This window comes from Paraglaciecola sp. 2405UD69-4 (assembly GCF_047525415.1).
Taxonomy (GTDB): domain Bacteria; phylum Pseudomonadota; class Gammaproteobacteria; order Enterobacterales; family Alteromonadaceae; genus Paraglaciecola.
Window position 1 is genome coordinate 213,317 of record NZ_JBLIXM010000004.1, and the last position, 24,939, is coordinate 238,255.

The following is a 24,939-nucleotide window of genomic DNA, read 5'->3' on the forward strand; positions in this document are numbered from 1 at the left end:
TTTATTCCACGATTAACCAGTCTGCCATTTGATCTCTACTACTTTTGAGCTGCTGCTTCCATGTGTCTTTACTAACTACCGTTGGCTTGATTAAAATTACTAACTCTTTCTTAATTTCACTATTTTGTTTGTTTGTGAACAGATTCCCTAGGATAGGAATATCGCCTAGTAATGGAGTTTGTGAATCTAGCTTAGAGGTTATGGTTTGCATTAAGCCTCCAATGACAACTATTTCTCCAGATTTGGCTCTAATTACTGTATCTGACTCTCGAATATTGCTCTGAGCCAATGGCAATATGTATTGCTCTTCATTTAAAGTGACAATTTTTTCTTGCTCTTCAGTTTCGATTACTGAGGGATGAACATGAAGTAAGACATCTCCTTTATCATTGATTTGCGGGGTAACATCTAATGCAATACCAGAGAAAAACGGTGTAAGTTCAATATTAGGTACGACTGAAGTGGTGCTACTTGATATAGTACTTTGGCTAGAGACATCCGTTACAAAATACTCATCGTCTCCTACCTTTATCACTGCTTTTTGGTTGTTAGTTGCTGTGACTCTTGGGCTTGATAATACTTGAACATTACCTTGGGTTGATAATAGAGATAATACGCCAGAAAAATCACTGTTAATAAATGAGAGGCTAGTGATATTACCTAGCGCGGCGCTAATACTGTTACCAAATGAGCCTGCTGTATTAGAAAACTGAAACTCGGTGGAGCCACCACTTGCAAGTATTTGACCCCAATTAATTCCTTGTTGATATCCATCACTTAAAGAAACTTCTAAAATTCTTGCTTCTAAAACTACCTGTCTTTGAACTATATCTTCCGATACGTCTAAAAATGCTTTAATCGCTCTAATCTCTTCTGGCATTGCCCTAACAGTAACAAGCCCTGCCTGCGGGGTAACCATGACACTTTTATTCTCGCCATCACCAATCATTGACTCTAAGGTTAATAACAAATCGGCCCAAAAATCTGTTTCGGTACTGGTATTAATGTTGGTGCCATTGGTATTGGTGTTACTGTTAAAATTATTATTATTTGAGCTGCTTGAGTTACCACTAAAATTGTTCTGGGAGTTACTGTTGTTATTGTTGCTGGATTGTTGAGAAACGCCACCAGACGTAATACTAGTTTGGGTTGTACCATCACGGGTCATTAATAAGTAGTTAACAGCAAATGTTTCGGTACGAATGCCAGCCGGGTAGACTCTGTATATATTTTGTTTTCGCTGTATTTCGTATCCGTAAAGCTCAGCAACTAATTCAAAGACCTCGCTCAAGGTAACTTGTTTAAGATCTAATGATATCTCTCCTGTTACGTCCGGATGAATCGCGACACTGTATGGTGTGCCTTGAACTATGCTGCTAAAAAACACAGTGGCAGCTAATTTTTGGGCATTAATATCATATTTGCTTTCGCCAAATAGCTGATCATTATAAGTATTAGGAGTAGGTAGTAACGCTTGATTTACCGAATCAGGAACTGACTGTAATTGTTTATCATTTGGCGCTTTGAGGCTTTTGCTGTCACCTTGCTCTGATTCAGAAATAGCAGAGTCCAATGAGCGTTCAACATGGGGTTTTTGCTGAGTAGTTTGGCAGGCGCTGACTGCAATGATCAAGCTAGTAAAAATTATGTTTCTAAAAACCATTATTAATGTCTTTTTTAATATTACTGTTATTGACATAAAGTGTCTTAGTGCCACTTAAGCCGGTTAATACTACTTGGTTCTTTCCTATTGTGAGGACACGAAAGTTTGATATGGGTTGTCCTTCGAGATAGGGTTTTCCATTTATAATTGCTTGCTTGCTATATGGGCTATGTATAATTGCATTTAATATTAATGTTGTTTCCCCTGCAGCTGGATTGACTGTTATTGAGTTGTTGCCACTTTGCATATGAGAAGGTTTAGTGGGATCAAGCAATACATCTGCGATGCACAAGTCGGTTGTACCAATTAATAATAGGGTAAAGGCTAATTCTTTTTTCATTTAGACCCCTATAAAAGCTTTGTTTGTACTTAGGGTATACATTTCTAGTTCCACCGAAGCTTTAGGGTATTCAGCCACCTTATAATCAAACTTTTTCCAGTGGAATTTCCAATCTAATCCTTCTAGTTTTTCTAAATAGGTTTGAATATCGAAATAACTTCCTTCAAAAGTGAGTGTGACGCCATGGCGGTAGATAGCTTCATTTTTTTCATTACTTTCTATATTTGAGTCAACTAAAACTAGAATAGGATCTAAGGACTTTAGCTCAATTAGCTTGAGATTTTTTGTTTCGGCCAACACATTTTCAAGTAGCCTAGCCATTTTACTCGCTGGTACTAAATGTTTAGTTTGTTCAGCTATTTGGGCATTTATAGATTCAATGTCCTGACGTAATGCTTCAATTTTAGCATTAATATCGGTATTTGGATCATTCCGTAGCTTTACCGTTATCGCAGCTAACTCACTTCCTTGCTTGCCTATTGTAGACTTAGTACTTTTTATTCTTTCCTTCGTATCTTGGGTTTCTAATTGAATAGGAGAAATTAACAAGGTGAAGCATAAAAATATTGTTATCACCAACCCACAAAATAGGATTAACAAGCGTTCTCTAGTGCTAATCTTATCTAGTTTATCGGACAGTTTTTGATACTCAACTTTAAAGGCATTACTCATTTTCTGTTAATTCCTTTAAATCAGTATCCTTACCCGAGCTTAATACAAAATTTAGAATACCGTCTGTGCCTCTGTAAAGACGAGTTTCTGCAAACTCTTGCCCTTTAAAGAAGTTACTATTGCTTAGAGAGCCTAGCCACTGGGGGATGGTTTTAGAGCTCTCGGATGAGCCTTCTATAATGACATGGTTGTCATCTACATGAATACGAGTTAACCACAACTGGTGCTTATGGTTTGCAGCTAAGTCGAGCATTAGGTCTGAAAAAGCATGAGACATTAGTTTTTCATGGCCTTGTACTTCTAATAAGATTCGTTTTTTAAAATTGATGTTTTTTTGCTGCCTATTAATATTTTCAAGCAAATTCGGATTAACAGTCAGATTGCTTAGATCGTTTCTAAGTTCTCTTAATAAACTGTCATTTCTTTGTTGCTTTTGTACTAAGTCGGCTAGGACTGCAGATGATTGATTGTGTGTATTCAACAAAAATGAATACACGAGTACACACAGTAAAATAGCAGAAAACCATGACAGTAGCATAAACTGTAAACTTAAAAGCCTTAGCTTTGGCCTAAGTTCTGGTTGGTATAGGTTTACTGTTGTTTTCATGTTGTTTGTGAACTCATATTGCCCATAGCTGCCGCCAAACTAGCAAAGGAAGACGCCTCTATAACAATATCGTCACTTGCTGGTATATCTGGAGTAAATACTTCTACCGGTACAAATATGACATCTTTGATCATGTTAACTAATACATCTTGATATTTAGTATTCACAGATATATAAACTTTTTTAACTGGCGCTTGGCGTAACTGACTTTCAAAGTAATCCATCGAGCGTTGTATTTCTAAACTTAGGTTATCCGCAATTCCCATCTTTAATTCATCAGGAGAGAAGTTAGCTAGGTTCTCATAGCCTTTTAACCTTCTAGAAAAAAACAGCATTTTTTGTTTCACAATACTCAGACTAATTTGTCCGTTAGGATCTTGTTGTAGGCTGATAATTGCGTCTTCGCTATTTGTAAACAGATTACAGATAGTTAACTCTTGGACTTCTATGGTGTTTAAAGTTAAATCAGCACCTAATACACCGTTTCTGATATCAATAATTTCTTGTTTAGCTATGGCAACAACATTGAGCTTTTTAGAATTTGTAGCCGCGGGTGGGTCAAAGTAATCAACTACCATTTCTGAATCGTCTGCTAATTGTTCTTTAATTGCCCATTTTAGGGCTGAATTAATTTCAGACTCTTCTACGGGAGGAGTATCAACCTGAAGTAATTGATATTTGGAAATAGCTAAAGTGACATTGCAAAGCGTATTAGATAATTTATTTTCTAACACGTAAGTTTTGAGGTCTTCTTGCCAAAACTCGATAGGAATAGCATGTTGCTTTACGCAGACAATTGTTGCGTTAACTTTTTTAAATACAGATAAGTGTAAATAGCCAGTATTGAACTCTATTCCGATAGAATGGAACAAAGAAGCTTTTTTAAAGCGACCTTTAATATAGTCGCGCCACCCAATATGCATGCTATTCATTTCACAATTAAACCTTAGTTTTATTACAGCAAAAAAACAAGATAAGCGCTAGTGTTAAATATTTACCATCTAGTTAATTTTATTAATAATTCCAACACCTTATAATATTACATTTTTGTAATGCATGCTTAATTCTTCGTCAAAAGTAGGGTGTTAGTTATTTTCTATTTTGTAATTGCTCCGATATTGATTTAGATATTTTAAGTTAGGGGGGCAATTAAAGCTTATTAGCGTTTAAACAGATGCTATTGAATTGAGCTTAAAGCAAAAACCTCGCTACAGCGAGGTTTCTCAATATAATTTACAAGTACTAAGCTCAAGATTAACTTTCACAATTAACCAATGGCATGGCCTTTTTGTTGGCAACCTGATTTTAATTCTTCGAACATTTCAATATTAGACCTAAGGCGCTTGGCATGTTTAGGTGTAGAAGAGCCTACTTTTTCTCGAGCTTCCATTGACTCGAGTTTCTCTGCAACTATTTTGCAGTTGTGTGGTGATACTGGAAGTTGTGTTTTTGCGAAAACACTGCCTGAAAACATTGCTACTGTAACGACTGCTAAACTAATTAATTTCATATTTTTGCTCCTTGGTTCGAGACCTAAATAGTAGTGAGTTTTTTTGAAAACCGTTAGAACTTGGTTCATACACCGTTACCTAAAATAATACCTATAAACCTACTCTTCCAATAATCAAAATACAAAAGGTAATGACTCACTACTACCAAATCCGTTTATTACTTGACTAATTAGCAAGTTAATCGATAAAACAAAAAAGCCGCTAAACTAGCGGCTTTTAAGAGTGTTTTTCAAGATTTTTAATTTTGTATTGAATTAAAAAGCGATTTATTTTAACACTTCTTAATTTTACGTTTCCTAGAATGGAATATCGTCATCAAAATCGAAATCAGGCTCCGGTGCAGGAGCTGGTTTACCTTGAGCAGGCGCTTGATTGAAACCTTGATTCTGAGCTGGTGGCTGCTGTTGGTATTGAGGCTGAGAAGCTGGTTGTTGCTGATAGCCTTGATTTTGTTGAGGGGCCGCTTGGCGTTGTTGTCCTTGGAAGCCTCCTTCAGACTGGCCGCCGGTTCTGCCACCTAACATTTGCATTACACCATTGAATGGGTCTAACACCACTTCTGTTGTATATCTGTCTTGACCTTGTTGATCTTGCCATTTACGGGTTTGTAATTTACCTTCAACATAAATTTGGCTACCTTTACGCAAGTATTCTCCTGCAATTTCAGCCAATTTACCGAACATTGAAACACGGTGCCATTCTGTTTTTTCTTGAATTTGTCCGCTTTGATCTTTCCAGCTTTCAGAGGTGGCTAAGGTTAAATTGGCTACAGCTTTGCCATTTGGGGTATACCTTACTTCAGGATCTTTACCTAAGTTACCAACTAAAATTACTTTGTTTACACCTTTGCTCGCCATTATGACTCCTAATTATTCTGGTATGTTCAGCAATTGCTTAGCTTGCTGAATATCGAAATTTTTATTATCTGCTTTTAAATATACAATTTGCTCATTGGGGACGATAGTTAAGTCTATTACCCCATCTAATTTTGCAAGTTGCTGAAATGCCAGATCTGTAGTTTGTTTCTGTATCCTAAGTGTATATCTTTTTCGTCTATCCGTGGCAGAAATTCCTTTGATAATTAACACCCAAATGACACAAACTAAACTGGCCAAGACAAATACCCATTGAATACCAAAATATTCACTAATACTTCCCGACGTTACGCCGCCTATAAATGCTCCTAGGAATTGGAAACTGGCGTACACTCCCATTGCTGAGCCTTTTTTACCAGCAGGTGCAATGTTTGAAACCATGGCGGGAAAATTTGCTTCAAGATAATTGAAACAGGTAAAAAATAGACTAACTAAAATGATTAGATAGAGCAGCGAATGATGGCCAAAAATCATTAGAACAAAAACCAGTGCTAGTCCTAGCACGCTTATTTGCATTACACCATTAGGATACTTACCTGCGATTTTCATCAGTACCAAAAGCCCAACAATAGACGCGAATAATACAATTAAATAAATTTGCCAATGACTAGCAAGGGGCCAACTTAAATCTACTAAAAATATAGGAATTTGAACAAACACTAGGGTTATCATCATGTGTAAAAGCAATACACTAATGTTTAGTCTTATTAGTTGAGGGTGTGTAAATAGCTTCTTGATATCTTCAATGACGGGTAATGTGTCCCCTTTTGGGGCTATATTAACTGCGTTAGGTACAGCAAACACAACGAGTAAAACACAGGCTAGTGCTAATAGGCCGGTGGCTATAAATATGCCACTTAAACCAAATTTTGCCGCAATTATTGGTCCAAGTAGTAATGCTATATAAAAAGAGAAGCCTATCGAGATCCCTATGATAGCCATGACTTTAGGGCGTTGTGCTTCACGGCTTAGATCGCCAGCTAAAGCCATAATGGCACCAGCTATGGCGCCCGCACCTTGAAGTAGCCTACCTACGACTACCCAAGTTAAGCTTTCAGCTACTCCGGCTAAAACACTCCCTGCCGAAAATAATAATAAACCAGCTATGATTATAGGTTTACGACCTATTTTGTCAGACAGTACTCCCATAGGTATTTGCAGTAGCGCTTGGGTTAGTCCATACCCACCAACTGCTAGACCAACTAAAAAGGCAGAGTAGTCAGCGTAATGTGTCGCACTTATGGCTAAGACAGGCATCACCATAAATAAGCCTAGCATGCGTAATACGTATATAAATGCTAAGGAAAATGAGGTGCGTAATTCAATGGCGTTCAATGTGGAGAGTATCTAACTTCGGTTAATGTAAAAAGGGATGTTAATTTAAGCCTAAAGAGCTTAGCCGTAAAGGTTACCATAATTTTTTCTACGACTCACATAGTTCCCTTTGTGATTCGTAACAGTATATGTATTAACTTTTCGGCAAATCTTATCACTAAATGTAAGTATTACTATTTATCTATAGGTGTACTCTTGGGCTTTTCTGACGACGTAAATAGTAATTAAAGGTATGCGCAGATACTAAAAAAATAGATGAAATAACAGTAATTACTTCTTCGCCATAATGTCCTAAATGTTCATGGGCAATCCATAGTGGGCTACTTAAAGTAATTAGAGCTACCATCCCCAATGCTGCTACCCACTTTTGCTTGTGATGTAAGTAGCCAATCGATAACGCAATGATCCCTATAGGCACCACAAAAAATAGTAGCAGTTGATGGAAAGTCTCATCTTTTAATAGTGACACTCCACCTATAGAAGGTATGGCAATAATAAGTATAGGGGTAATCAAACAATGAATGACGCACAAGGACGATAACAAAACTGCGACTCTATCAGCGAGCAACTGCGCTTTAATCATAGCGCCTCCTTAAATATTCCAAATGACAAATAACCCTTGATTGATTGTTATATTATAACATAACATTGTCGAGAGTTGAGATATTATCACATAAAATTAAAACAAAAAGGCTAGAACACATGAAACTTTCACGGTTGGCTTTGGGGATTAGCTTGCTAATGCCTGCGCCACTAATAGCTAAAACTTTAACAGGTACTGTTACCGACAAGTCGGGGGAGCCTATCGCCAATGCTACGGTTGAGGTGGAAGCGGCAAAGCTTTTTACAAGAACAGATAGTAGTGGCTATTTTACCTTGCCAGAGGTAAATGACGAAGATTATACCTTGCATGTTTTTGCACCTGGTTATGCCCATTTACATTACAAAGGAGCAGCAAGCGATCCGGAAAAAACGGATTTAGTACTAGCTAAGAGCGCCATTGAGGTTATTGACATACATGCAACTCCTATGCACCTGTCTGTCATGGAATCTTCGACACCTGTCAGTGTTTTATCAGGAGAAAACCTTAGAAGACAGCAGGCTGCTACCCTTGGTGATACCTTAGAAAAGCTACCTGGTGTTCAGTCTAATTTTCATGGAAACGTTGCCAGTACACCTATTATTCGTGGCTTGAGTGGACCACGGGTTTTGGTGACACAAAATGGTTTAGATGTAAGCGATGTGTCTAGAGTAGGGCCAGATCACTCTGTTGCAAGTGAAGCATCTACGGCCAATCAGATTGAGGTATTGCGTGGCCCGGCCACATTATTTTTTGGTAGTGGCGCCATAGGTGGGGTTGTGAATGTTGTAGATAAACGTGTTCCCACCTCAAATGAGACCCAAGGTGAGGTATTACTTGAAGGGCAAACGGTGAATAGCCAAAAGCTTGCGTCTTTTAATCTAACTACAGGCTTAGATAATTTCGCGTTCTACGCTGATGGTTTTTATCGTGATGCAGATGACTATGACACCCCTGTGGCTCCAGATATTGATGAGCCTTCTGGAGAACATACAGTTGAAAACAGTGCAGAAACCTCTCATGGATTTACGTTAGGTAGCAGCTACTTGTTTGAACAGGGATATGTCGGCCTAGCGGTAGATAAGTTTGATAGAGAGTATGGCATTCCTGGTCATAGCCATGGCGATGAAGCGGTATTTGCTGATTTATCACAAACTAAGTGGCAAATGTTAGGCGAGTACGATTTTCAAGACAGCTTTTTACAAAGTGCACACTTTCGTGTTGGCGTGACCGATTATGAGCATGTTGAAATTGAAGGTGGGGCCGCAGGTACAGAGTTTAGTAACCAAACTAATGAAGCCCGTGTTGAGCTTATCCATACTCCTTATGCACAGTGGCGAGGAGGGTTAAGTTTACATTACAAAACTAGCGAGGTTTTTGCTCAAGGCGAAGAGGCGTTTACGCCTCCCTCAGATATGGAAATGTTTGCTGTCGCTTTAATGGAAGAACGTCACTTTGGAGATATTTTACTTCAGTTAGGTGCACGGATAGAGCGGGTTACATTAGACGCTCCAAGTGTACTTTTACCTGAATTAGAAGCCCATGACCATGACGAAGAGGAGTCAGAAGACGACCACGATCACGATCATGAAGAAAGTGAAGTGATTCGCCAATTTAGTGTTGCTCAAGAGTTTACCCCAGTGTCAATCTCAGCAGGTGCCGTATACACGATTAACGAAAGTTATAACTTAGGTGTATCTGTGTCTCGCTCGCAAAGGGCACCCTCTGCATCTGAGTTGCTCTCGTTTGGCCCTCACATAGGTACGCAAACTTATGAAATAGGTGCACTGTTTGACCTTGATGCAGATGAGGATAGTCAATTTGTTTTATCAAGTTCACCCATCGATCTAGAAACCGCTAATAACATAGACCTTTCCTTTAGAAAAACCCAAGGTGAGTTAGGGTTTGTTTTTAATGTGTTCTATAACCAAGTGGATAATTACTATTATCAGATAGACACAGGTTTGTTTGCTGAAAGTGGCCATGATCACGACCATGATGAAGAAGAATCCAGCGAGACTGAAACTGATGAGCATACTGACGAGTTACCTGTTTACTTGTTTCGCTCAGCTGATGCAGTTTTACATGGATTTGAGCTGCAGCTAGCTTGGCAGGCTACAGATGACTTAAAAGTTAATGTATTTACCGATTACGTAAAAGCTCGTCTCAGAGATGGCGGAGCACTACCTCGAACCTCACCTATGCGTGTAGGTACGCATTTTGAGTATACGTTAGATAGGCTCAGAGCGGATCTAGATATCACTCATTATGCAAAGCAAGATGATATTGCTTCGTTTGAAACTGAGACCGCAGGCTACACCTTAGTTGATGCCAGTGTTACTTACGATATCCCATTAAACACTATGGACTTATCCGTGTATCTAAGTGGTGAAAACCTAACTGATACCGAAGCCAGAGTACATACCTCATTCTTGAAAAACATTGCACCTAGACCAGGCAGAAACTTGGCTTTTGGTGTACGTGGTTACTTCTAAAAAGGAACTTATAAATGAAACGTATATTTTTTCTAAGTGCTATTGCTAGCGCATTATTGCTAACAGGCTGTGGTGACGCTACAACCGATATTGTTGAACTAGAGTCAATTGAAATAACAGAAGATGAAGATGATCACGATCATGATTCTGAGTATGAGATTGAATCAGAGGGGCGCTTAGTGGTAAGCGATGCTGCATCTGACTTATTTACAGTGTTTGATTTAGATACCAATGAATCTTTAGACTCTTTTTCAAGTACCTTTGAGGGCAGTAGTCTAAGTGCTTCTGCTGGTTACCGTTATGCAGTTATAAATAACAGAAGTAACGACTTAACAGAGTTTCTTGATGGTGGATTATGGCGTGAAGACCATGTAGAGCATTTACATGACTACGAGCAAGACCCAGCTTTTTCCGATTTTACCTTAATAGGTAGTAGCCCGACTCATGTCATAACTCACGATGGGCAATTAGCAGTGTTTTATGATGGCGATGCAGACTTAGGTATTCCGTCAGCAGTGCAAGTAGTGACAGATACCCAAATTGCTAGTGAAATCACTGATGTGCCTACCCTAGATTTTACTATTAATATGCACGGTGTCGCTGAGCCTCGTGGTGACATGTTAATTACATCAGTCAGGCGAGATGACGCAGAGACCCTATCTGCCGCCACTATACTGCCAGATAGCGTTGCAGTTTATCATTTGCATGATGATGAATATGAACTAGAGCAGAGTTTTGACGGTGAGTGTGCGGACCTCCACGGAGCAGCGCAAAATGAAACGGCTGTAGCGTTTGGGTGTGGTGACGGCGTACTTCTATTACTTGAAGACGATGAAGTATTTAGTAGTAGTTTTATAGAAAATATTGATGTGCTTGATGGTGTCCGAGTTGGCAGTATGTATGGCCATGAACACAATGAGGCCTTCGTTGGAGTAGCTTCTTCACACGACGGTGTGGGTGCTATTCTTGTTTCTATTTCACCCACTTCTCAAAGTATGGGGCTGATAGATTGGCAAGCATCAGAAGGTGCGAGTCCAGTAGCTTATGGGTTCTCTTATGAAGGAGAGTACTTGGCTATTTTGGATAACCTAGGATATGTGACTTTACTTGAAGAGCATGATGAAGACGGAGATGTGCATTGGGAGTTCTCTCAAAAAATTGATGTAGCGAATGCCAGCGCTGCTGAACTTGAAGAGGGTGAGTCGTTTGCAATGACGGCTTCACAACATGAAGAGGTTTTATTTATAACTAATCCAGTTTCACAGCAGGTATTGAGTTTGTCTCTTGATGATATGCAGGTATCCGAAGAAATTAGTTTAGACTTTACTCCAGCGGCCGTTGTTTGGTTGGGTATAGCTGAAGACCACTAGCTCTTAATTGGGCCAATAAGTACGCTTTACATGCGTACTTATTGGCACTACTGCTAGGCCTTAATCTTACTTGGCTTTACTTTATGGCTTTTTAGCTAGCAAAGTTAGCCTTGCTTATTACCTCAGGCTTATTTCCAATAGGCTTTTAATTATATAAATGCCGCACAATTCGCTGTAAACATAGCCACCAAAGTTCACTTGCTCTTAGTTTCACCTCTTATCAACGAGTAACGATAATTTATATGGTTGATTTTATTCCCTGATTACACCTTGTATCTATGGGTTTTGTTTGCCTATAATGCGCGCTCTTGTCGGAGTGCTATTGATTGTTATTAAGTTAAAAATCATAAGCTGAGACCGTTAATTCGGGATCCGTTGAACCTGATCGAGTTAGAACTCGCGAAGGAAACAAGCGTAATGTGATTGAATATGTTTATTTAACATGTGCATATTTTTGAACAATATTGCCTAACAGAGTATTGCCTTATCATTTTAAACATAAATGGTAACAGCACTTTGTTGGCGCTTTTCAACACCTACTCTCCAGACAAGCAAACTACACTTTTATTAACACTATGTGAGATTGCTAATGTCAAACCGTCGTCAAACTCGTGCCCATGCACAACAATTTATAGATACCCTCAAACCTCTTTTACACCCAAACTCCAGTAAGGTTTACTTAAAAGGAAAGCTTCATAATATAGAAGTAGGTATGCGAGCTATTTCGCAAACAGATACTATTTTAGGAGGAACTGAAACAGCGCCCATTAAAGAGAAAAACCCAGATATCATGGTCTATGACTGTGCCGGACCTTATTCTGATCCACATGCCAACATCAATGTACGTCAGGGACTAAATAAACTGCGGCGTGATTGGATAATGCAACGTAACGATGTCGAGCAGCTAGCCCATGCTAGTTCACGTTATACCCAACAGCGTATGGCAGATGATGGTTTAGACCACCTACGTTTTGATTCTTTAGATAAACCTCTAAAGGCAAAAGCAGGGAAACGCGTGACTCAAATGTATTATGCCAAACAAGGCATGATTACCCCCGAAATGGAATACATAGCTATTCGAGAAAATATGGCCCGCGAGCAAGTGAGTGACCAAGTGTTAACACAAAAAGCGCCCGGCCAAGCTTTCGGAGCTAAGGTAAGCCAGCCAATCACTGCAGAATTTGTACGCGATGAAGTGGCCCGGGGGCGAGCAATTATCCCCGTAAATATTAATCACCCAGAAGCAGAGCCTATGATTATAGGCCGTAACTTTTTAGTAAAAGTAAATGCCAATATTGGTAACTCAGCCGTAACCTCATCAATTGAAGAAGAGGTAGAAAAGCTAGTGTGGTCAACGCGTTGGGGGGCCGATACAGTAATGGATTTATCTACCGGTCGCTATATACATGAAACCCGAGAATGGATTGTCCGTAACTCCCCTGTGCCTATTGGTACGGTTCCTATTTACCAAGCTCTAGAGAAGGTAAATGGTGTTGCTGAGGATTTAACATGGGAGGTGTTTCGAGACACCTTAATTGAGCAAGCTGAGCAGGGAGTTGATTACTTTACTATACATGCGGGGGTGTTACTTCGCTATGTACCTATGACAGCCAAACGCCTCACTGGAATAGTGTCTAGAGGCGGCTCTATTATGGCCAAGTGGTGTTTGTTCCATCACAAAGAGAGCTTTTTATATGAACACTTTAAAGAAATTTGTGAACTGTGTGCTGCCTATGATGTTTCCCTGTCTTTAGGAGATGGTATGCGTCCAGGTTGTATTGCGGATGCCAATGATCAAGCCCAATTTGCTGAATTAGAAACATTAGGCGAGCTGGTGAAAATAGCTTGGCAGTATGATGTTCAAACTATTATCGAAGGGCCTGGCCACATTCCCATGCAGTTGATTAAGGAAAATATTGATAAACAGTTGGATATTTGCAATGAGGCACCTTTTTACACATTAGGGCCGCAAACCACAGATATTGCACCTGGTTATGATCATTTTACCTCAGGTATTGGCGCTGCCATGATAGCTTGGCACGGAGTCGCTATGTTGTGCTATGTCACACCCAAAGAGCACTTGGGTTTGCCCAATAAAGAAGATGTAAAGCAAGGGTTGATAGCATACAAAATAGCAGCCCATGCAGCAGATGTAGCTAAAGGGCATGTTGGGGCGCAAATTCGTGATAATGCTTTATCTAAAGCGCGTTTTGAATTTAGATGGGAGGATCAATATAACCTAGGGTTAGACCCTGATACCGCTAGGGCCTATCATGACGAAAGCTTGCCCCAAGAGTCTGCAAAAGTCGCGCACTTTTGCTCTATGTGTGGACCTAAATTTTGTTCAATGAAGATTACGCAGGAAGTGAGAGAGTATGCTGCAAAACAAAATATTCAGGTTGAGCAAGATGCTTCTCGACTGGCTGCTGATAGAAGTGGCTTAAGTAACGCTGACATTCAGTCTGCTATGGCTGAAAAATCTGCAGAGTTTAAGGCACAAGGAGCACAATTATATAGGCCTATTGACTAAAACCAACAGGCCCATAATGTGATGGATTTTTAATTCACCTTGCCCAACTTAGCGTGCAATTAATTTTGCTAAGTTGGGGCTATTAGGCCAAGAATAAAATATTAAGCCTAGGTGCGCTGTGTACTTATAGACGGGGAAACATGATTGAACCAGTTAAGTGTACAGCGGTTACTATTGTTTGTTATTTGTCCGATGTATGGTTTCTATAATTAACTTATGTCATTGGCATAATCAACATAGAGCTAGATGGCAGATTGTGTAATACTTCTTCTTTTACGGCGCATCTGGTAACTAATGGATAGAATAGAAGTACGTGGGGCTCGAACTCATAATCTGAAGAATATAAATTTAGATATCCCTAGAGATAAACTAACAGTCATTACAGGTTTGTCTGGTTCAGGAAAGTCTTCTTTGGCATTTGATACTCTATACGCCGAAGGCCAAAGACGATATGTCGAATCTTTATCGGCTTATGCTCGTCAGTTTCTGTCTATGATGGAAAAGCCCGATGTGGACCATATCGAAGGCTTATCTCCAGCCATATCCATTGAACAAAAATCTACATCCCATAATCCACGTTCGACCGTAGGTACTATTACCGAAATTTATGATTATCTAAGATTATTATACGCACGGGTTGGTGAGCCTAGATGCCCGGAGCACCAAGTACCACTAGATGCACAAACTATTAGCCAAATGGTTGACCGTGTTTTAGAGATGCCAGCAGATACCAAGTTAATGTTGCTCGGACCCGTTGTTCAAGATAGAAAAGGTGAACATGTTAAAACCTTAGAAAACTTAGCCGCCCAAGGTTTTATTCGAGCCCGAATTGATGGCAATGTCTGTGATTTGTCTGATCCTCCGGAGTTGGACTTACACAAAAAGCATACTATTGAAGTAGTAGTCGACCGCTTCAAAGTGAGAGATGATTTAAAGCTTAGGCTGTCTGAATCATTTGAAACAGCATTAGGCTTGTCTGGTGGCACCGCAAAAGTGGCATACATGGATGAACCAGACAAAGATGAATTGGTTTTTTCTGCAAACTTTGCTTGCCCACATTGTGGCTACAGCATGGCCGAACTTGAGCCTCGATTGTTTTCTTTTAATAACCCAGCTGGTGCTTGTCAAACTTGTGATGGTTTAGGCACAAGGCAGTTTTTTGACCCACATAGAATCATTGCCAATGAAGAAATAAGTTTATCAGGTGGAGCCATTAGAGGCTGGGATAAGCGTAGTTACTATTATTTTCAAATGTTACAAGCTGTAGCTGATCATTATGAGTTTGATTTGAATGTACCTTTTGGTGAGTTAGATAAAAAGGCCAAAGACATAGTGTTACACGGCAGTAAAGGTACTTCTTTAAAGTTTAAGTACATTAATGACCGCGGTGACATCATGGAGCGTAAACATCCCTTCGAGGGGATTATTCCAAATATGGAAAGGCGCTATAAAGAAACCGAGTCAAATGCAGTGCGTGAAGAGCTATCAAAGTATCTCAGTCAACAACCTTGTTCTAGTTGCTCTGGCTCTCGCTTAAGGTTAGAAGCACGAAACGTATTTGTTGGTGATACTCCATTGAATGTGGTGTCTGACTTATCCATAGCTGAGGCTCTAGAGTTTTTTTCTAAGTTAACCTTAACGGGTAAGCGAGAGAAAATTGCTGAAAAAATCTTTAAAGAAATTAATGATAGGTTGAGCTTTCTCGTTAATGTTGGGTTGAATTATTTGTCTCTATCTCGAAGTGCCGACACCTTATCTGGCGGCGAGGCGCAGCGTATTCGTTTGGCAAGTCAAATTGGTGCTGGGCTAGTGGGCGTAATGTATGTGCTTGATGAACCCTCAATTGGCTTGCATCAAAGAGACAATGAACGCTTACTGAAAACCCTAGTTCATCTCAGAGACTTAGGTAATACAGTGCTGGTGGTAGAGCATGATGAAGATGCTATTCGAGCAGCGGACTTTGTCCTAGATATTGGTCCTGGGGCAGGTGTTCACGGTGGTGAAATAGTCGCTCAAGGAACCATAGAAGATATAAAGAACAGTGAACACTCGCTTACTGGTAAGTATCTTTCTGGGCGCGAGAAAATTGAAGTTCCGGCGACACGGGGCACAGTTGAAGATGATAAGTGGATAGAGCTAAAAGGGGCATCAGGTAATAACTTACAAGACGTCACTTTTAGAGCGCCCATAGGCTTAATGACTTGCGTGACAGGTGTCTCTGGCTCAGGAAAATCAACCCTAATAAACGACACCTTTTATAAAATTGCACACCGTGATTTGAATGGAGCAACTACAGGAGAGCCGTCTCCTTACACTTCTATAACCGGTATGGAAATGTTAGATAAGGTTGTGGATATAGACCAAAGCCCTATCGGCAGAACACCTCGCTCTAACCCTGCTACCTATGCTGGTATTTTTACGCCCGTTCGTGAGTTATTTGCCGGTACACAAGAAGCAAGATCTCGTGGTTATAAAGCAGGACGTTTTAGTTTTAACGTTAAAGGCGGTCGTTGTGAAGCTTGTCAGGGAGACGGTGTTATTAAGGTAGAAATGCATTTTTTACCTGATGTTTATGTACCGTGCGATATTTGTAAGGGTAAAAGGTACAACCGTGAAACATTGGAGATTCAATACAAAGGCTTGAACATTCATCAAGTACTTGAAATGACAATAGAAGAAGCTAGGCCATTTTTTGATGTGATACCCGCAATAGCAAGAAAACTGCAAACCTTAATCGACGTTGGGCTCTCATACATACGTTTAGGGCAAGCAGCCACAACCTTGTCAGGTGGTGAGGCGCAACGTGTTAAGTTGGCAAAAGAGTTATCGAAACGAGATACAGGTCAAACCTTATATATTCTAGATGAGCCAACCACAGGTTTGCATTTTCATGATATTAAGCAACTTTTAGAAGTGTTACACAGGTTAAGAGATCACGGTAACACTGTAGTGGTCATTGAGCATAACCTAGATGTAGTAAAAACAGCGGACTGGATTGTTGATTTAGGCCCTGAAGGTGGCGCAGGTGGCGGGCAAATCATCGCCCAAGGAACCCCCGAACAAGTAGCAGAAGTTGAAGGCTCTCATACTGCAAGATTTCTTAAGCCGTTACTGTAGAGACAGATTTTTAAATAATAAAAAACCGCATGATTGCGGTTTTTTTTGTGTCAAGTGAAGCTAACTTAAGTCTCACACTCTATGCTAGACCTTAAATTGAGTCGCAATTCCCTCTAAGTGTTGGGCTAACTGTGCCAATTCACCACTGGCTGAGCCAATCTCTTTAGAGCTGGATGCGATTTCTGTTATCTTTTGGTGAATAGCATCTACGTTAGAACTTATTGTTTCAGCTACAGACTGCTGATCTCCAGTTGAGTGCGCAATTTGGTCATTCATGCTGGTAATTCGGTTAATCGTTTCAGTTATGGCTGTGAGGCTGGTACCAGCTTTATTGGCTGTTTCTACACTTGTAGATGCTCTCTCTGTGCCTTTTGCCATGGCGCTAACAGCGGAACGAGCGGCGTCTTGCAGTTGTTCTATTGTGCTTTGAATTTGCTCTGTAGATTGTTGGGTTCGAGAAGCCAATGTTCTTACCTCATCGGCAACAACGGCAAATCCTCGTCCTTGCTCACCTGCTCTTGCGGCTTCGATGGCAGCATTTAGCGCTAGCAAGTTAGTTTGTTCGGCAATGCCTTTTATCACATCTAAGACGACCCCAACTTGATTAGAGTCAGCTTCAAGTTTACTGATAACCTCAGCACTGTCGTCAACATTCGCAGCCAATTCTTGAATGCTCTGTACGGTGTGATTCACAACCTCTTGTCCATCACTAGCTGCGGTTGAGGCGTCAACCGCTGCAGTAGCTGCTTCTGCGGCACTGGCGGCTACCGCGTTTACACTTTCACTCATATCATCAACCGCTTCTTTTGCTTGAGCAGCAGAACGTTGCTGGATATCAATAATTTTATTGGTATCTTCGGTGAGCTGATTAAGGTTTTGTGCTAATTGAGATAAAGGCAAGGTTGACTCTACAATGTCTTTCACTATGCTTTGAAGCTTCTCCATAAACTCGTTAAACCAGTGTACTAGTTCACCAATCTCATCTTTATTTTTGGAAGTTAACCTAACGGTTAAGTCACCATCTCCTTTGGCAATATCTTTAAGAGAATCAACCACTTGAACTATACTTCCTTTTAACCCATTAACAATTGGAATTGCGGTAGCAAAAAGCAGCACTATGGTAAAAACTGCCAATATGAACCCAATTGAAATCATCGATTCGCCACTGGCGCTCGCTTGTTTGATATAGGTTTGAAATGACTCTAATCTCGCATCCTTAAATGCAGTTAAGCCAGCAAAAGCATTATCGTAAAAGTTGTTCATCGATGCAGACATTTCGCCAAGTTTTGAATAATCGGCTGTACCTTCTATCATAGTTTTTGACACTTCAAAGGCTATACTGTAATAACTATCAAATGCGCTTTGTATGTTGTTAACTTGTGTACTTAATGAAGGGTCAATTGCTTTAATTTGTTGCAATAATTGTTTGGTTTCTGATGCGTAAATTTCAGCATTATTTAGAGTATCTTCATCTGCTGTAGTTACGGCACTGGTTAAGGATTCTTTTACCTTCTCAATTTTCACTAAGGCCGTTTTGGACAAATCTAATGATGGGTATTCAACTTCAATTACACTCTCTAAAATATTTACATTATTTAAAGCATTGGCTGTTGTAATACCTAAATATAATAGAAATGCGACTGTCCCAATTATAGGGATCATGTACAACTTCTGCGCTATAGACATTTTGTGTAAAAAATTCATCGAGTTACCTTAATAGTTATATAAACCAAATTGTATTATGTGTTCTCACTACATTAAATTAACAATTAGTATCAAATATAGACGCTATTGAGATTATCGGCGAATGGCTGCTTATCAATTTAATCGTTAATCATAGGGCATAATCGCTATACCTTCTAATGAATAACCAACAGTTGCTATATCTCCTTGCCAACTTGTCGTAGATATAGTGCCTGTTACCCACACTGCATCGTATATGGACTCTATCGGCATATCCATAGAAAACTTCACATAAACAATTTGATTAGGTGGCGGTGGCGGGACGTGAATGCATGCGCCAAAGTAGGGAACGAGCAAAAACTCAGTGATTTTTTCATTATCACCTTCAAGCGGCACAATAAAACCTGGGATTTTAACCAATTTGCCATTTAGTTCGTGGACCACTGGAGCATCAAGATTCTGTTGTTGCATACTGTTGTTATGATCAAGTGGAATGTCTGACGCTATGTAATCCTTGGGGATCATATCTTCCCAATAGAGTTCTAATGGTTCAGCAAAAGTTATGTGTGTAGTGAGCAATAATAGTAAAGCAATTAATTTATACATCTTGTAAAATACACTTATTGGTAGCAGGTGGGCTTTAGTTGGCCCAGCAATAGTAAACAATTAACATATTAGCACTTATATGGGGTGAAATGACGTAGATTACGAGCTAGCTTCTGACTCATAATTACAACGTTAAGCAAAATCTTTGAAATCCCTTTTAAGAGTTGTCGCACTAGAAGCCTTTTTCAATAAAAAAGCCGACTGATGCCGGCTTTTTTCATGAAATATTGAAACCAATTAAAGTAATAGTTACTTAATTGACTCTTCGTATAGTTTTACACTGTTTACTAATTCAGCTTTAGCCGCTGCGGCGTTTTCCCAGCCATCAATTTTAACCCATTTGTTTGGCTCTAAATCTTTATAGTGCTCAAAGAAATGTTGAATTTGATTTTTAAGTAAGTCAGGAACCTGATCGATATCGTTAATGCCATGATATATAGTAGACAGTTTATCTACAGGTACAGCTAAAATTTTAGCGTCTGTACCAGATTCATCAGTCATCTTTAAAACACCAACTGGGCGACACTTAATTACACTTCCAGCTAGCAGAGGAAAAGGAGTCATTACTAATACATCAGCAGGGTCACCATCTTCAGATAATGTTTTGTTAACGTAACCATAATTGGTTGGATAATGCATACATGTAGCCATAAAGCGGTCAACAAAAATGGCACCGGTATCTTTATCTACTTCATATTTAACTGGGTCAGCGTGAGCTGGAATTTCAATAATTACGTTAATTTCTTCTGGCAAATTTTTACCAGCGGGAACTGAGTTAAGGCTCATCTTTTTACCTTTGTTGGGTTAATTTTCTAAAAAGAATTATATAGAGTCCCGCTCTTGTATTCAAAGGCTTGATGGATATTTGTTCTGAGATGAATCATTTTACCTTGAATATGCTATTTGTTGTTTTTGTACTTAGGTAATAGGCGCTAGCGATGCTGAAGCAAACATTATATTCTCAGGCTAATTAGACATAAATTATAAAATTAAGAATCAGACAGGAAAATCCAATGACCACTCGTTTTAAACTATTACCATTGAGTGCACTAGCTATTGCCATAGCTGGGTGTTCTCCACAACCCACGGAACAAGCTCAGACACCCATAGCCCCAGCAGAGCAAGTGGCACCAGAAACCGAGTCTGAAAAATTAGCCAGTTATTTCTCGAGCATGTTCGAGGAGGATTTACATCGCTCACCCTTAACGCAAAGTTATTTGGGGTATAAATGGGATTACGGTAAATGGAATGATATTTCTGATACCCATCAAGATGAAACTATTGGGATCTTAAGAAAGCGCTTAACGGATTTAGAAAGCTTTGATGAAAGCCAATTAACTGCTCAAGAAAAATTGAGTATTAATGTTGCGCTAACCGATATTAAACGCCGTTTAGCCAACGATGAGTTCCGAGACCATACTTACATAATGCATCAGTTCAGAGCATTCCATACTATGGTTCCTAGTTTTTTAATTAACATTCATCGGATCGATGATTTTGAAGACGCAAAAGCTTATGTGTCGCGATTGAACAATGTAAAACCTTTGTTCACAGAGGTGATTAATCAATTAAAGAAGCGAGAGGCGCTAGGAGTGTTTCCTCCTAAATGGGCTTACGATCAGATGATCCAAGCCGCGCACAATGTGATTAGTGGAAATCCTTTTGAAGAGTCACCTATAGATTCGACAATCTGGGCGGACTTTACAGCAAAAGTGAATGCATTAGGTCTTAGCAATATGGAAACTGTTGGGTTAATGTCTGAGGCTAGAACTGCCCTTGAAGAGTCTGTTTTACCAGCATACCGAAGCCTTATTAAAGAACTGCAAGTACAACAAAAATTATCGCCAGAAGGTGATGGTGTGTGGCGCTTACCTGATGGTGATAAATGGTATAAAAACCGTTTAGAGTGGTTTACCACAACAGATTTAGATGCAGAACAAGTTCATCAAATTGGACTGCAGAATGTTGAGCGCATACATAAAGCGATGAATGATATAAAACAGAAAGTGGGATTTGAAGGGGACTTAAAGGCCTTTTTTGAGTTCATGCGTACCGATGAGCAGTTCTATTACCCTGCTAATGATGAAGGGCGCAAGCGCTACATGGATGAAGCTAAGGCTTTAATAGATACTATGGAAGCTAAAGTACCTGAATATTTTGGGCTAACTCCAAAAGCTAGAATTCAGGTTAAACGGGTAGAGCCATTTAGAGAAAAATCAGCGGGTAAAGCTTTTTACCAAAGCCCTTCTAAAGATGGTTCTCGTCCTGGGACTTATTATGCAAACTTATACAATATGAAAGACATGCCAACTTACCAAATGGAAGCTTTGGCTTACCATGAAGGAATTCCAGGCCACCATATGCAGCGTTCTATTGCCCAAGAGCTAGAGGGTATTCCAGAGTTTCAAAAATATGTAAGTTTTACAGCTTATACTGAAGGTTGGGGGCTATATACCGAAGAGCTAGCTAAAGATATGGGTTTTTACGAAAACCCTTATTCAGATTTTGGACGCTTAGCTATGGAGTTGTGGCGTGCCTGCAGATTGGTCGTTGATACGGGGATTCATGCTAAAAAATGGAGTCGAGATCAGGGGATAAATTACTTAATCGAGAATACCCCTAATCCAAGAAACGACTCTGTTAAAGCAATTGAGCGCTACATAGCTATGCCTGGGCAAGCTACTGCTTACATGATTGGAAAGCTAAAAATTATGGAGCTAAGAGATAAGGCAAAAGATGCTTTAGGTGAGCAGTTTGATATTCGCGGTTTTCATGATGAAGTGTTAAAAGATGGTCCCGTACCACTGAATATTCTAGAAAGTAAAATTGACCACTGGATTGAGTCAGAGAAAACTAAAGTTTAAAAATATTGAGTTAGTTTTGATTAACTAAATGCCGCTTACTCTAAGTAAGCGGCATTTTTTGTTGCCTATCTACTTTTTATAATAACTTAAGCAGGTTTCGACTTCTTCTTTAGAGCCAATCAATACAGGTACACGTTGATGTATTTCAGTTGGCATAACTTCCATTATGCGACCAGAACCTGTGTCAGCTAAACCTCCAGCTTGTTCTACTAAAAATGCCATTGGGTTGGCTTCATATAACAAACGCAATTTACCAGGTTTGTTTGGATCACGTTTGTCGTATGGATACATGAAAATGCCACCACGGGACAATACTCTGTGAATATCACCTACCATTGCAGCAACCCAACGCATATTGAAGTCTTTTTTACGAGGGCCATCTGCTCCAGCAATTAAGTCGCTCACATACTCTTGCATTGGGGCTTCCCAATGACGTTGGTTAGAAGCGTTTATAGAATATTCAGATGTTTGTTCTGAAACTTTGATGTTAGGGGTCGTTAGAAGAAATCCACCATGGGTTTTATCTAAAGTGTATAAATGTGTGCCTTTACCTGTTGTAAGTGCAAGCATGGCTGATGGGCCATATAACACATATCCAGCAGCAACGCTTTGAGTGCCAGGCTGCAAGAAGGCTGAAGGATCATCGGCATCCATCCATTGCGGTGCATGGGTTATAGAAAATATTGTACCGATTAAGCTGTTGATATCTGTATTCGATGATCCATCTAGAGGATCAAAGCTCACTAAATATTTACCATCGGGGTTACATGCAACCACATCATCTTCTTCTTCTGAGGAAATTGCTTTTACATAGCCTGATTCACTTAGGATATCTTTTAAAATTTGATTAGATATAACATCAAGTTTTTTCTGAGTCTCACCTTGAACGTTTTCACTTAAGGTTGAACCTAACACACCAGCTAATGCTCCCTGACCGACCCTAAAGGATATCTCTTTACACCCTGCCAATAATGTTCTTATTAGCAAGATTAGCTCCATTGGAGCGCCGTCTTCTTGTAGTTGCGAGTTAAGTCTTTTCATGCTTTTTTACGCCTTGTGTTGTAGGAACAGAGAATGTGACAAAGTTATTTTTATTATTTTTGTCACAAGTTTCAATGATTGTACCTACAAAAAGCAAGAAACTCAGCAACCGAAACGCATTCTTTATAACCGAATGTTAAGTCGGCTTTAAATAGCACATATTTTTACATTCAAGATTGGGTTCGTCTTTACTGTTCTGGTAACCTAAGAATATTGATTATTTTGAACGATAAACTATGCATATACACATTCTTGGCATTTGCGGTACTTTTATGGGAGGCATCGCTGCGTTAGCGAAGTCTATGGGACATAAAGTTACAGGCGCAGATGCAAATGTTTACCCCCCTATGAGTACACAACTGGAGTCTCTTGGAATTGAGTTATATGAAGGTTGGGACCCAAGCCAATTTAAAGTAGCAATAGAACCCAAAGACAAGCTAGACCCACAACAGCAGTTCAAAGAGCCTGATATTGTCATTATTGGTAATGCGCTGTCACGGGGCAACCAAGCTGTAGAGTATGTGTTAGATAGAAACTTACCTTATATAAGTGGTCCCCAGTGGCTATTGGAAAATGTATTAAAAGACCGTTGGGTGTTAGCTGTATCAGGTACCCATGGGAAAACCACAACATCAAGCATACTGGCATGGATTTTAGAATATGCAGGACTAGAGCCGGGGTTTTTAATCGGAGGTATACCACAAAATTTTGATGTGTCGGCGAGATTAGGTAAGCACCCATTTTTTGTGATTGAGGCTGATGAGTATGATAGTGCCTTTTTTGATAAGCGTTCGAAGTTTGTTCATTACCGTCCTCGTACATTAATTATGAATAACCTTGAGTTTGATCATGCAGATATTTTTGAAGATTTAGGGGCCATTCAAAAGCAGTTTCATCATTTACTGCGTATGGTTCCTAACAATGGCTTGGTAATGTCACCTAAGTCAGACAAGGCACTTTTAAGAGTTTTAGATATGGGGTGCTGGACGCCTGTTCAGTTTACAGGGGCGGATTGGCAAACCAACAACTTGATTCCAGATGGGAGTGAATTTGAGGTCTTCTTCAAGGGTGAAGAACAGGGAGTGGTGAGTTGGGACTTAGTGGGTGAGCACAATGTGAATAACGCTCTGATGGCAATTGCTGCTGCTCATCATGTTGGGGTAAAACCTAATGTTGCCATAAAAGCATTAACTGAATTTGTAAATGTTAAGCGTCGTATGGAAGTAAAAGGGGTCGTTAATGGTGTTACTTTATATGACGATTTTGCCCATCATCCTAGTGCAATTGCTACAACAATCAATGGATTAAGAGCGAAAGTTGGAGATGGCCGAATTTTGGCAGTCTTGGAGCCTCGCTCAAATACAATGAAAATGGGAGTACACAAAGATAGTTTAGCCAACTCATGGATAAATGCAGACCATGTGTTTATTTTTGAACCTTCTAATTTGTCATGGTCTATGGAAGAGCTGCTAGCCGAGAGTGATGTCACGGCTATGCTTTACAAAGATATGGATATTTTAATTAAATCGATTTTATCTTACGTACAACCAGGTGATCACATTTTGGTCATGAGTAATGGTAGTTTCGGTGGGATACATAACACGCTGTTAGAGCAACTTACATTAATTAAAAAAGCTTAAGTGAAAATTT

The 24,939-nt window shown here is 39.7% G+C and carries 19 protein-coding genes and 1 riboswitch; of the genes, 6 read left to right on the top strand and 13 right to left on the bottom strand.

Annotated features, from left to right (window positions below):
• Position 1: 1 nt before the first annotated feature.
• The 9 genes from mshL to ACMUMK_RS14960 all read right to left on the bottom strand — a co-directional run bounded on the left by mshL (position 2) and on the right by ACMUMK_RS14960 (position 7,586).
• Positions 2-1,663, bottom strand: a complete 1,662-nt coding sequence (gene mshL / locus ACMUMK_RS14920; protein ID WP_414701936.1) for a pilus (MSHA type) biogenesis protein MshL — start codon at positions 1,661-1,663, stop codon at positions 2-4.
• The gene (locus ACMUMK_RS14925) at positions 1,653-2,003 is read right to left on the bottom strand and encodes a hypothetical protein (RefSeq protein ID WP_414701937.1); all 351 of its coding nucleotides are present in this window, start codon (positions 2,001-2,003) and stop codon (positions 1,653-1,655) included. The genes mshL and ACMUMK_RS14925 overlap by 11 nt, the downstream gene beginning before the upstream one ends.
• Complete coding sequence (gspM, locus tag ACMUMK_RS14930) at positions 2,004-2,675, bottom strand: type II secretion system protein GspM (protein WP_414701938.1); 672 nt, start codon at positions 2,673-2,675, stop codon at positions 2,004-2,006.
• On the bottom strand, positions 2,668-3,282 hold the full coding sequence (locus ACMUMK_RS14935; RefSeq protein ID WP_414701939.1) for a PilN domain-containing protein: 615 nt from the start codon (positions 3,280-3,282) through the stop codon (positions 2,668-2,670). The genes gspM and ACMUMK_RS14935 overlap by 8 nt, the downstream gene beginning before the upstream one ends.
• A complete protein-coding gene (gene pilM, locus ACMUMK_RS14940; RefSeq protein ID WP_414701940.1) occupies positions 3,279-4,214 on the bottom strand; it encodes a type IV pilus biogenesis protein PilM in 936 nt (311 codons plus the stop codon). Before pilM ends, ACMUMK_RS14935 begins: the two co-directional genes overlap by 4 nt.
• Positions 4,215-4,549: 335 nt before the next feature.
• Positions 4,550-4,792, bottom strand: a complete 243-nt coding sequence (locus ACMUMK_RS14945; protein ID WP_414701941.1) for a hypothetical protein — start codon at positions 4,790-4,792, stop codon at positions 4,550-4,552.
• 297 nt (positions 4,793-5,089) lie between these two features.
• A complete protein-coding gene (ssb, locus tag ACMUMK_RS14950; protein ID WP_414701942.1) occupies positions 5,090-5,650 on the bottom strand; it encodes a single-stranded DNA-binding protein in 561 nt (186 codons plus the stop codon).
• Positions 5,651-5,662: 12 nt separating this feature from the next.
• Positions 5,663-7,003: an MFS transporter gene (locus ACMUMK_RS14955; RefSeq protein WP_414701943.1), complete on the bottom strand. Its 1,341-nt coding sequence runs from the start codon at positions 7,001-7,003 to the stop codon at positions 5,663-5,665.
• Positions 7,004-7,184: 181 nt separating this feature from the next.
• On the bottom strand, positions 7,185-7,586 hold the full coding sequence (locus ACMUMK_RS14960) for a MerC domain-containing protein (RefSeq protein ID WP_414701944.1): 402 nt from the start codon (positions 7,584-7,586) through the stop codon (positions 7,185-7,187).
• 119 nt (positions 7,587-7,705) lie between these two features.
• On the opposite strand from ACMUMK_RS14960, the gene ACMUMK_RS14965 reads away from it, so the two are divergent.
• The 4 genes from ACMUMK_RS14965 to uvrA all read left to right on the top strand — a co-directional run bounded on the left by ACMUMK_RS14965 (position 7,706) and on the right by uvrA (position 17,095).
• Entirely contained in the window at positions 7,706-10,078 is a 2,373-nt protein-coding gene (locus ACMUMK_RS14965) for a TonB-dependent receptor (protein WP_414701945.1), read from the top strand.
• Positions 10,079-10,092: 14 nt separating this feature from the next.
• Positions 10,093-11,448, top strand: a complete 1,356-nt coding sequence (locus ACMUMK_RS14970) for a 5-methyltetrahydrofolate--homocysteine methyltransferase (RefSeq protein WP_414701946.1) — start codon at positions 10,093-10,095, stop codon at positions 11,446-11,448.
• 302 nt (positions 11,449-11,750) lie between these two features.
• Positions 11,751-11,873: riboswitch (TPP riboswitch) on the top strand.
• A 164-nt stretch (positions 11,874-12,037) separates the two neighbouring features.
• Entirely contained in the window at positions 12,038-13,978 is a 1,941-nt protein-coding gene (thiC, locus tag ACMUMK_RS14975; RefSeq protein WP_414701947.1) for a phosphomethylpyrimidine synthase ThiC, read from the top strand.
• Positions 13,979-14,272: 294 nt separating this feature from the next.
• Entirely contained in the window at positions 14,273-17,095 is a 2,823-nt protein-coding gene (gene uvrA / locus ACMUMK_RS14980; RefSeq protein WP_414701948.1) for an excinuclease ABC subunit UvrA, read from the top strand.
• A gap of 84 nt (positions 17,096-17,179) precedes the next feature.
• On the opposite strand, the gene ACMUMK_RS14985 is transcribed toward uvrA, so the two are convergent.
• The 3 genes from ACMUMK_RS14985 to ppa all read right to left on the bottom strand — a co-directional run bounded on the left by ACMUMK_RS14985 (position 17,180) and on the right by ppa (position 20,170).
• Complete coding sequence (locus ACMUMK_RS14985) at positions 17,180-18,799, bottom strand: methyl-accepting chemotaxis protein (protein WP_414701949.1); 1,620 nt, start codon at positions 18,797-18,799, stop codon at positions 17,180-17,182.
• A gap of 126 nt (positions 18,800-18,925) precedes the next feature.
• Positions 18,926-19,384, bottom strand: coding sequence for a DUF3299 domain-containing protein (locus tag ACMUMK_RS14990; protein WP_414701950.1), 459 nt, complete (start codon positions 19,382-19,384; stop codon positions 18,926-18,928).
• A gap of 249 nt (positions 19,385-19,633) precedes the next feature.
• The gene (gene ppa, locus ACMUMK_RS14995) at positions 19,634-20,170 is read right to left on the bottom strand and encodes an inorganic diphosphatase (protein WP_414701951.1); all 537 of its coding nucleotides are present in this window, start codon (positions 20,168-20,170) and stop codon (positions 19,634-19,636) included.
• 227 nt (positions 20,171-20,397) lie between these two features.
• Between ppa and ACMUMK_RS15000 the strand changes: the two genes are divergently transcribed.
• Complete coding sequence (locus ACMUMK_RS15000) at positions 20,398-22,248, top strand: DUF885 domain-containing protein (RefSeq protein ID WP_414701952.1); 1,851 nt, start codon at positions 20,398-20,400, stop codon at positions 22,246-22,248.
• Positions 22,249-22,317: 69 nt separating this feature from the next.
• Here the strand turns inward: ACMUMK_RS15000 and ACMUMK_RS15005 are convergent, their stop codons facing one another.
• The gene (locus ACMUMK_RS15005) at positions 22,318-23,289 is read right to left on the bottom strand and encodes a class 1 fructose-bisphosphatase (protein ID WP_414701953.1); all 972 of its coding nucleotides are present in this window, start codon (positions 23,287-23,289) and stop codon (positions 22,318-22,320) included.
• A 236-nt stretch (positions 23,290-23,525) separates the two neighbouring features.
• Between ACMUMK_RS15005 and mpl the strand changes: the two genes are divergently transcribed.
• Positions 23,526-24,929 carry a UDP-N-acetylmuramate:L-alanyl-gamma-D-glutamyl-meso-diaminopimelate ligase gene (mpl, locus tag ACMUMK_RS15010; protein WP_414701954.1) on the top strand — a complete coding sequence of 468 codons (1,404 nt, stop codon included), beginning with the start codon at positions 23,526-23,528 and terminating at the stop codon, positions 24,927-24,929.
• Positions 24,930-24,939 lie beyond the last annotated feature (10 nt).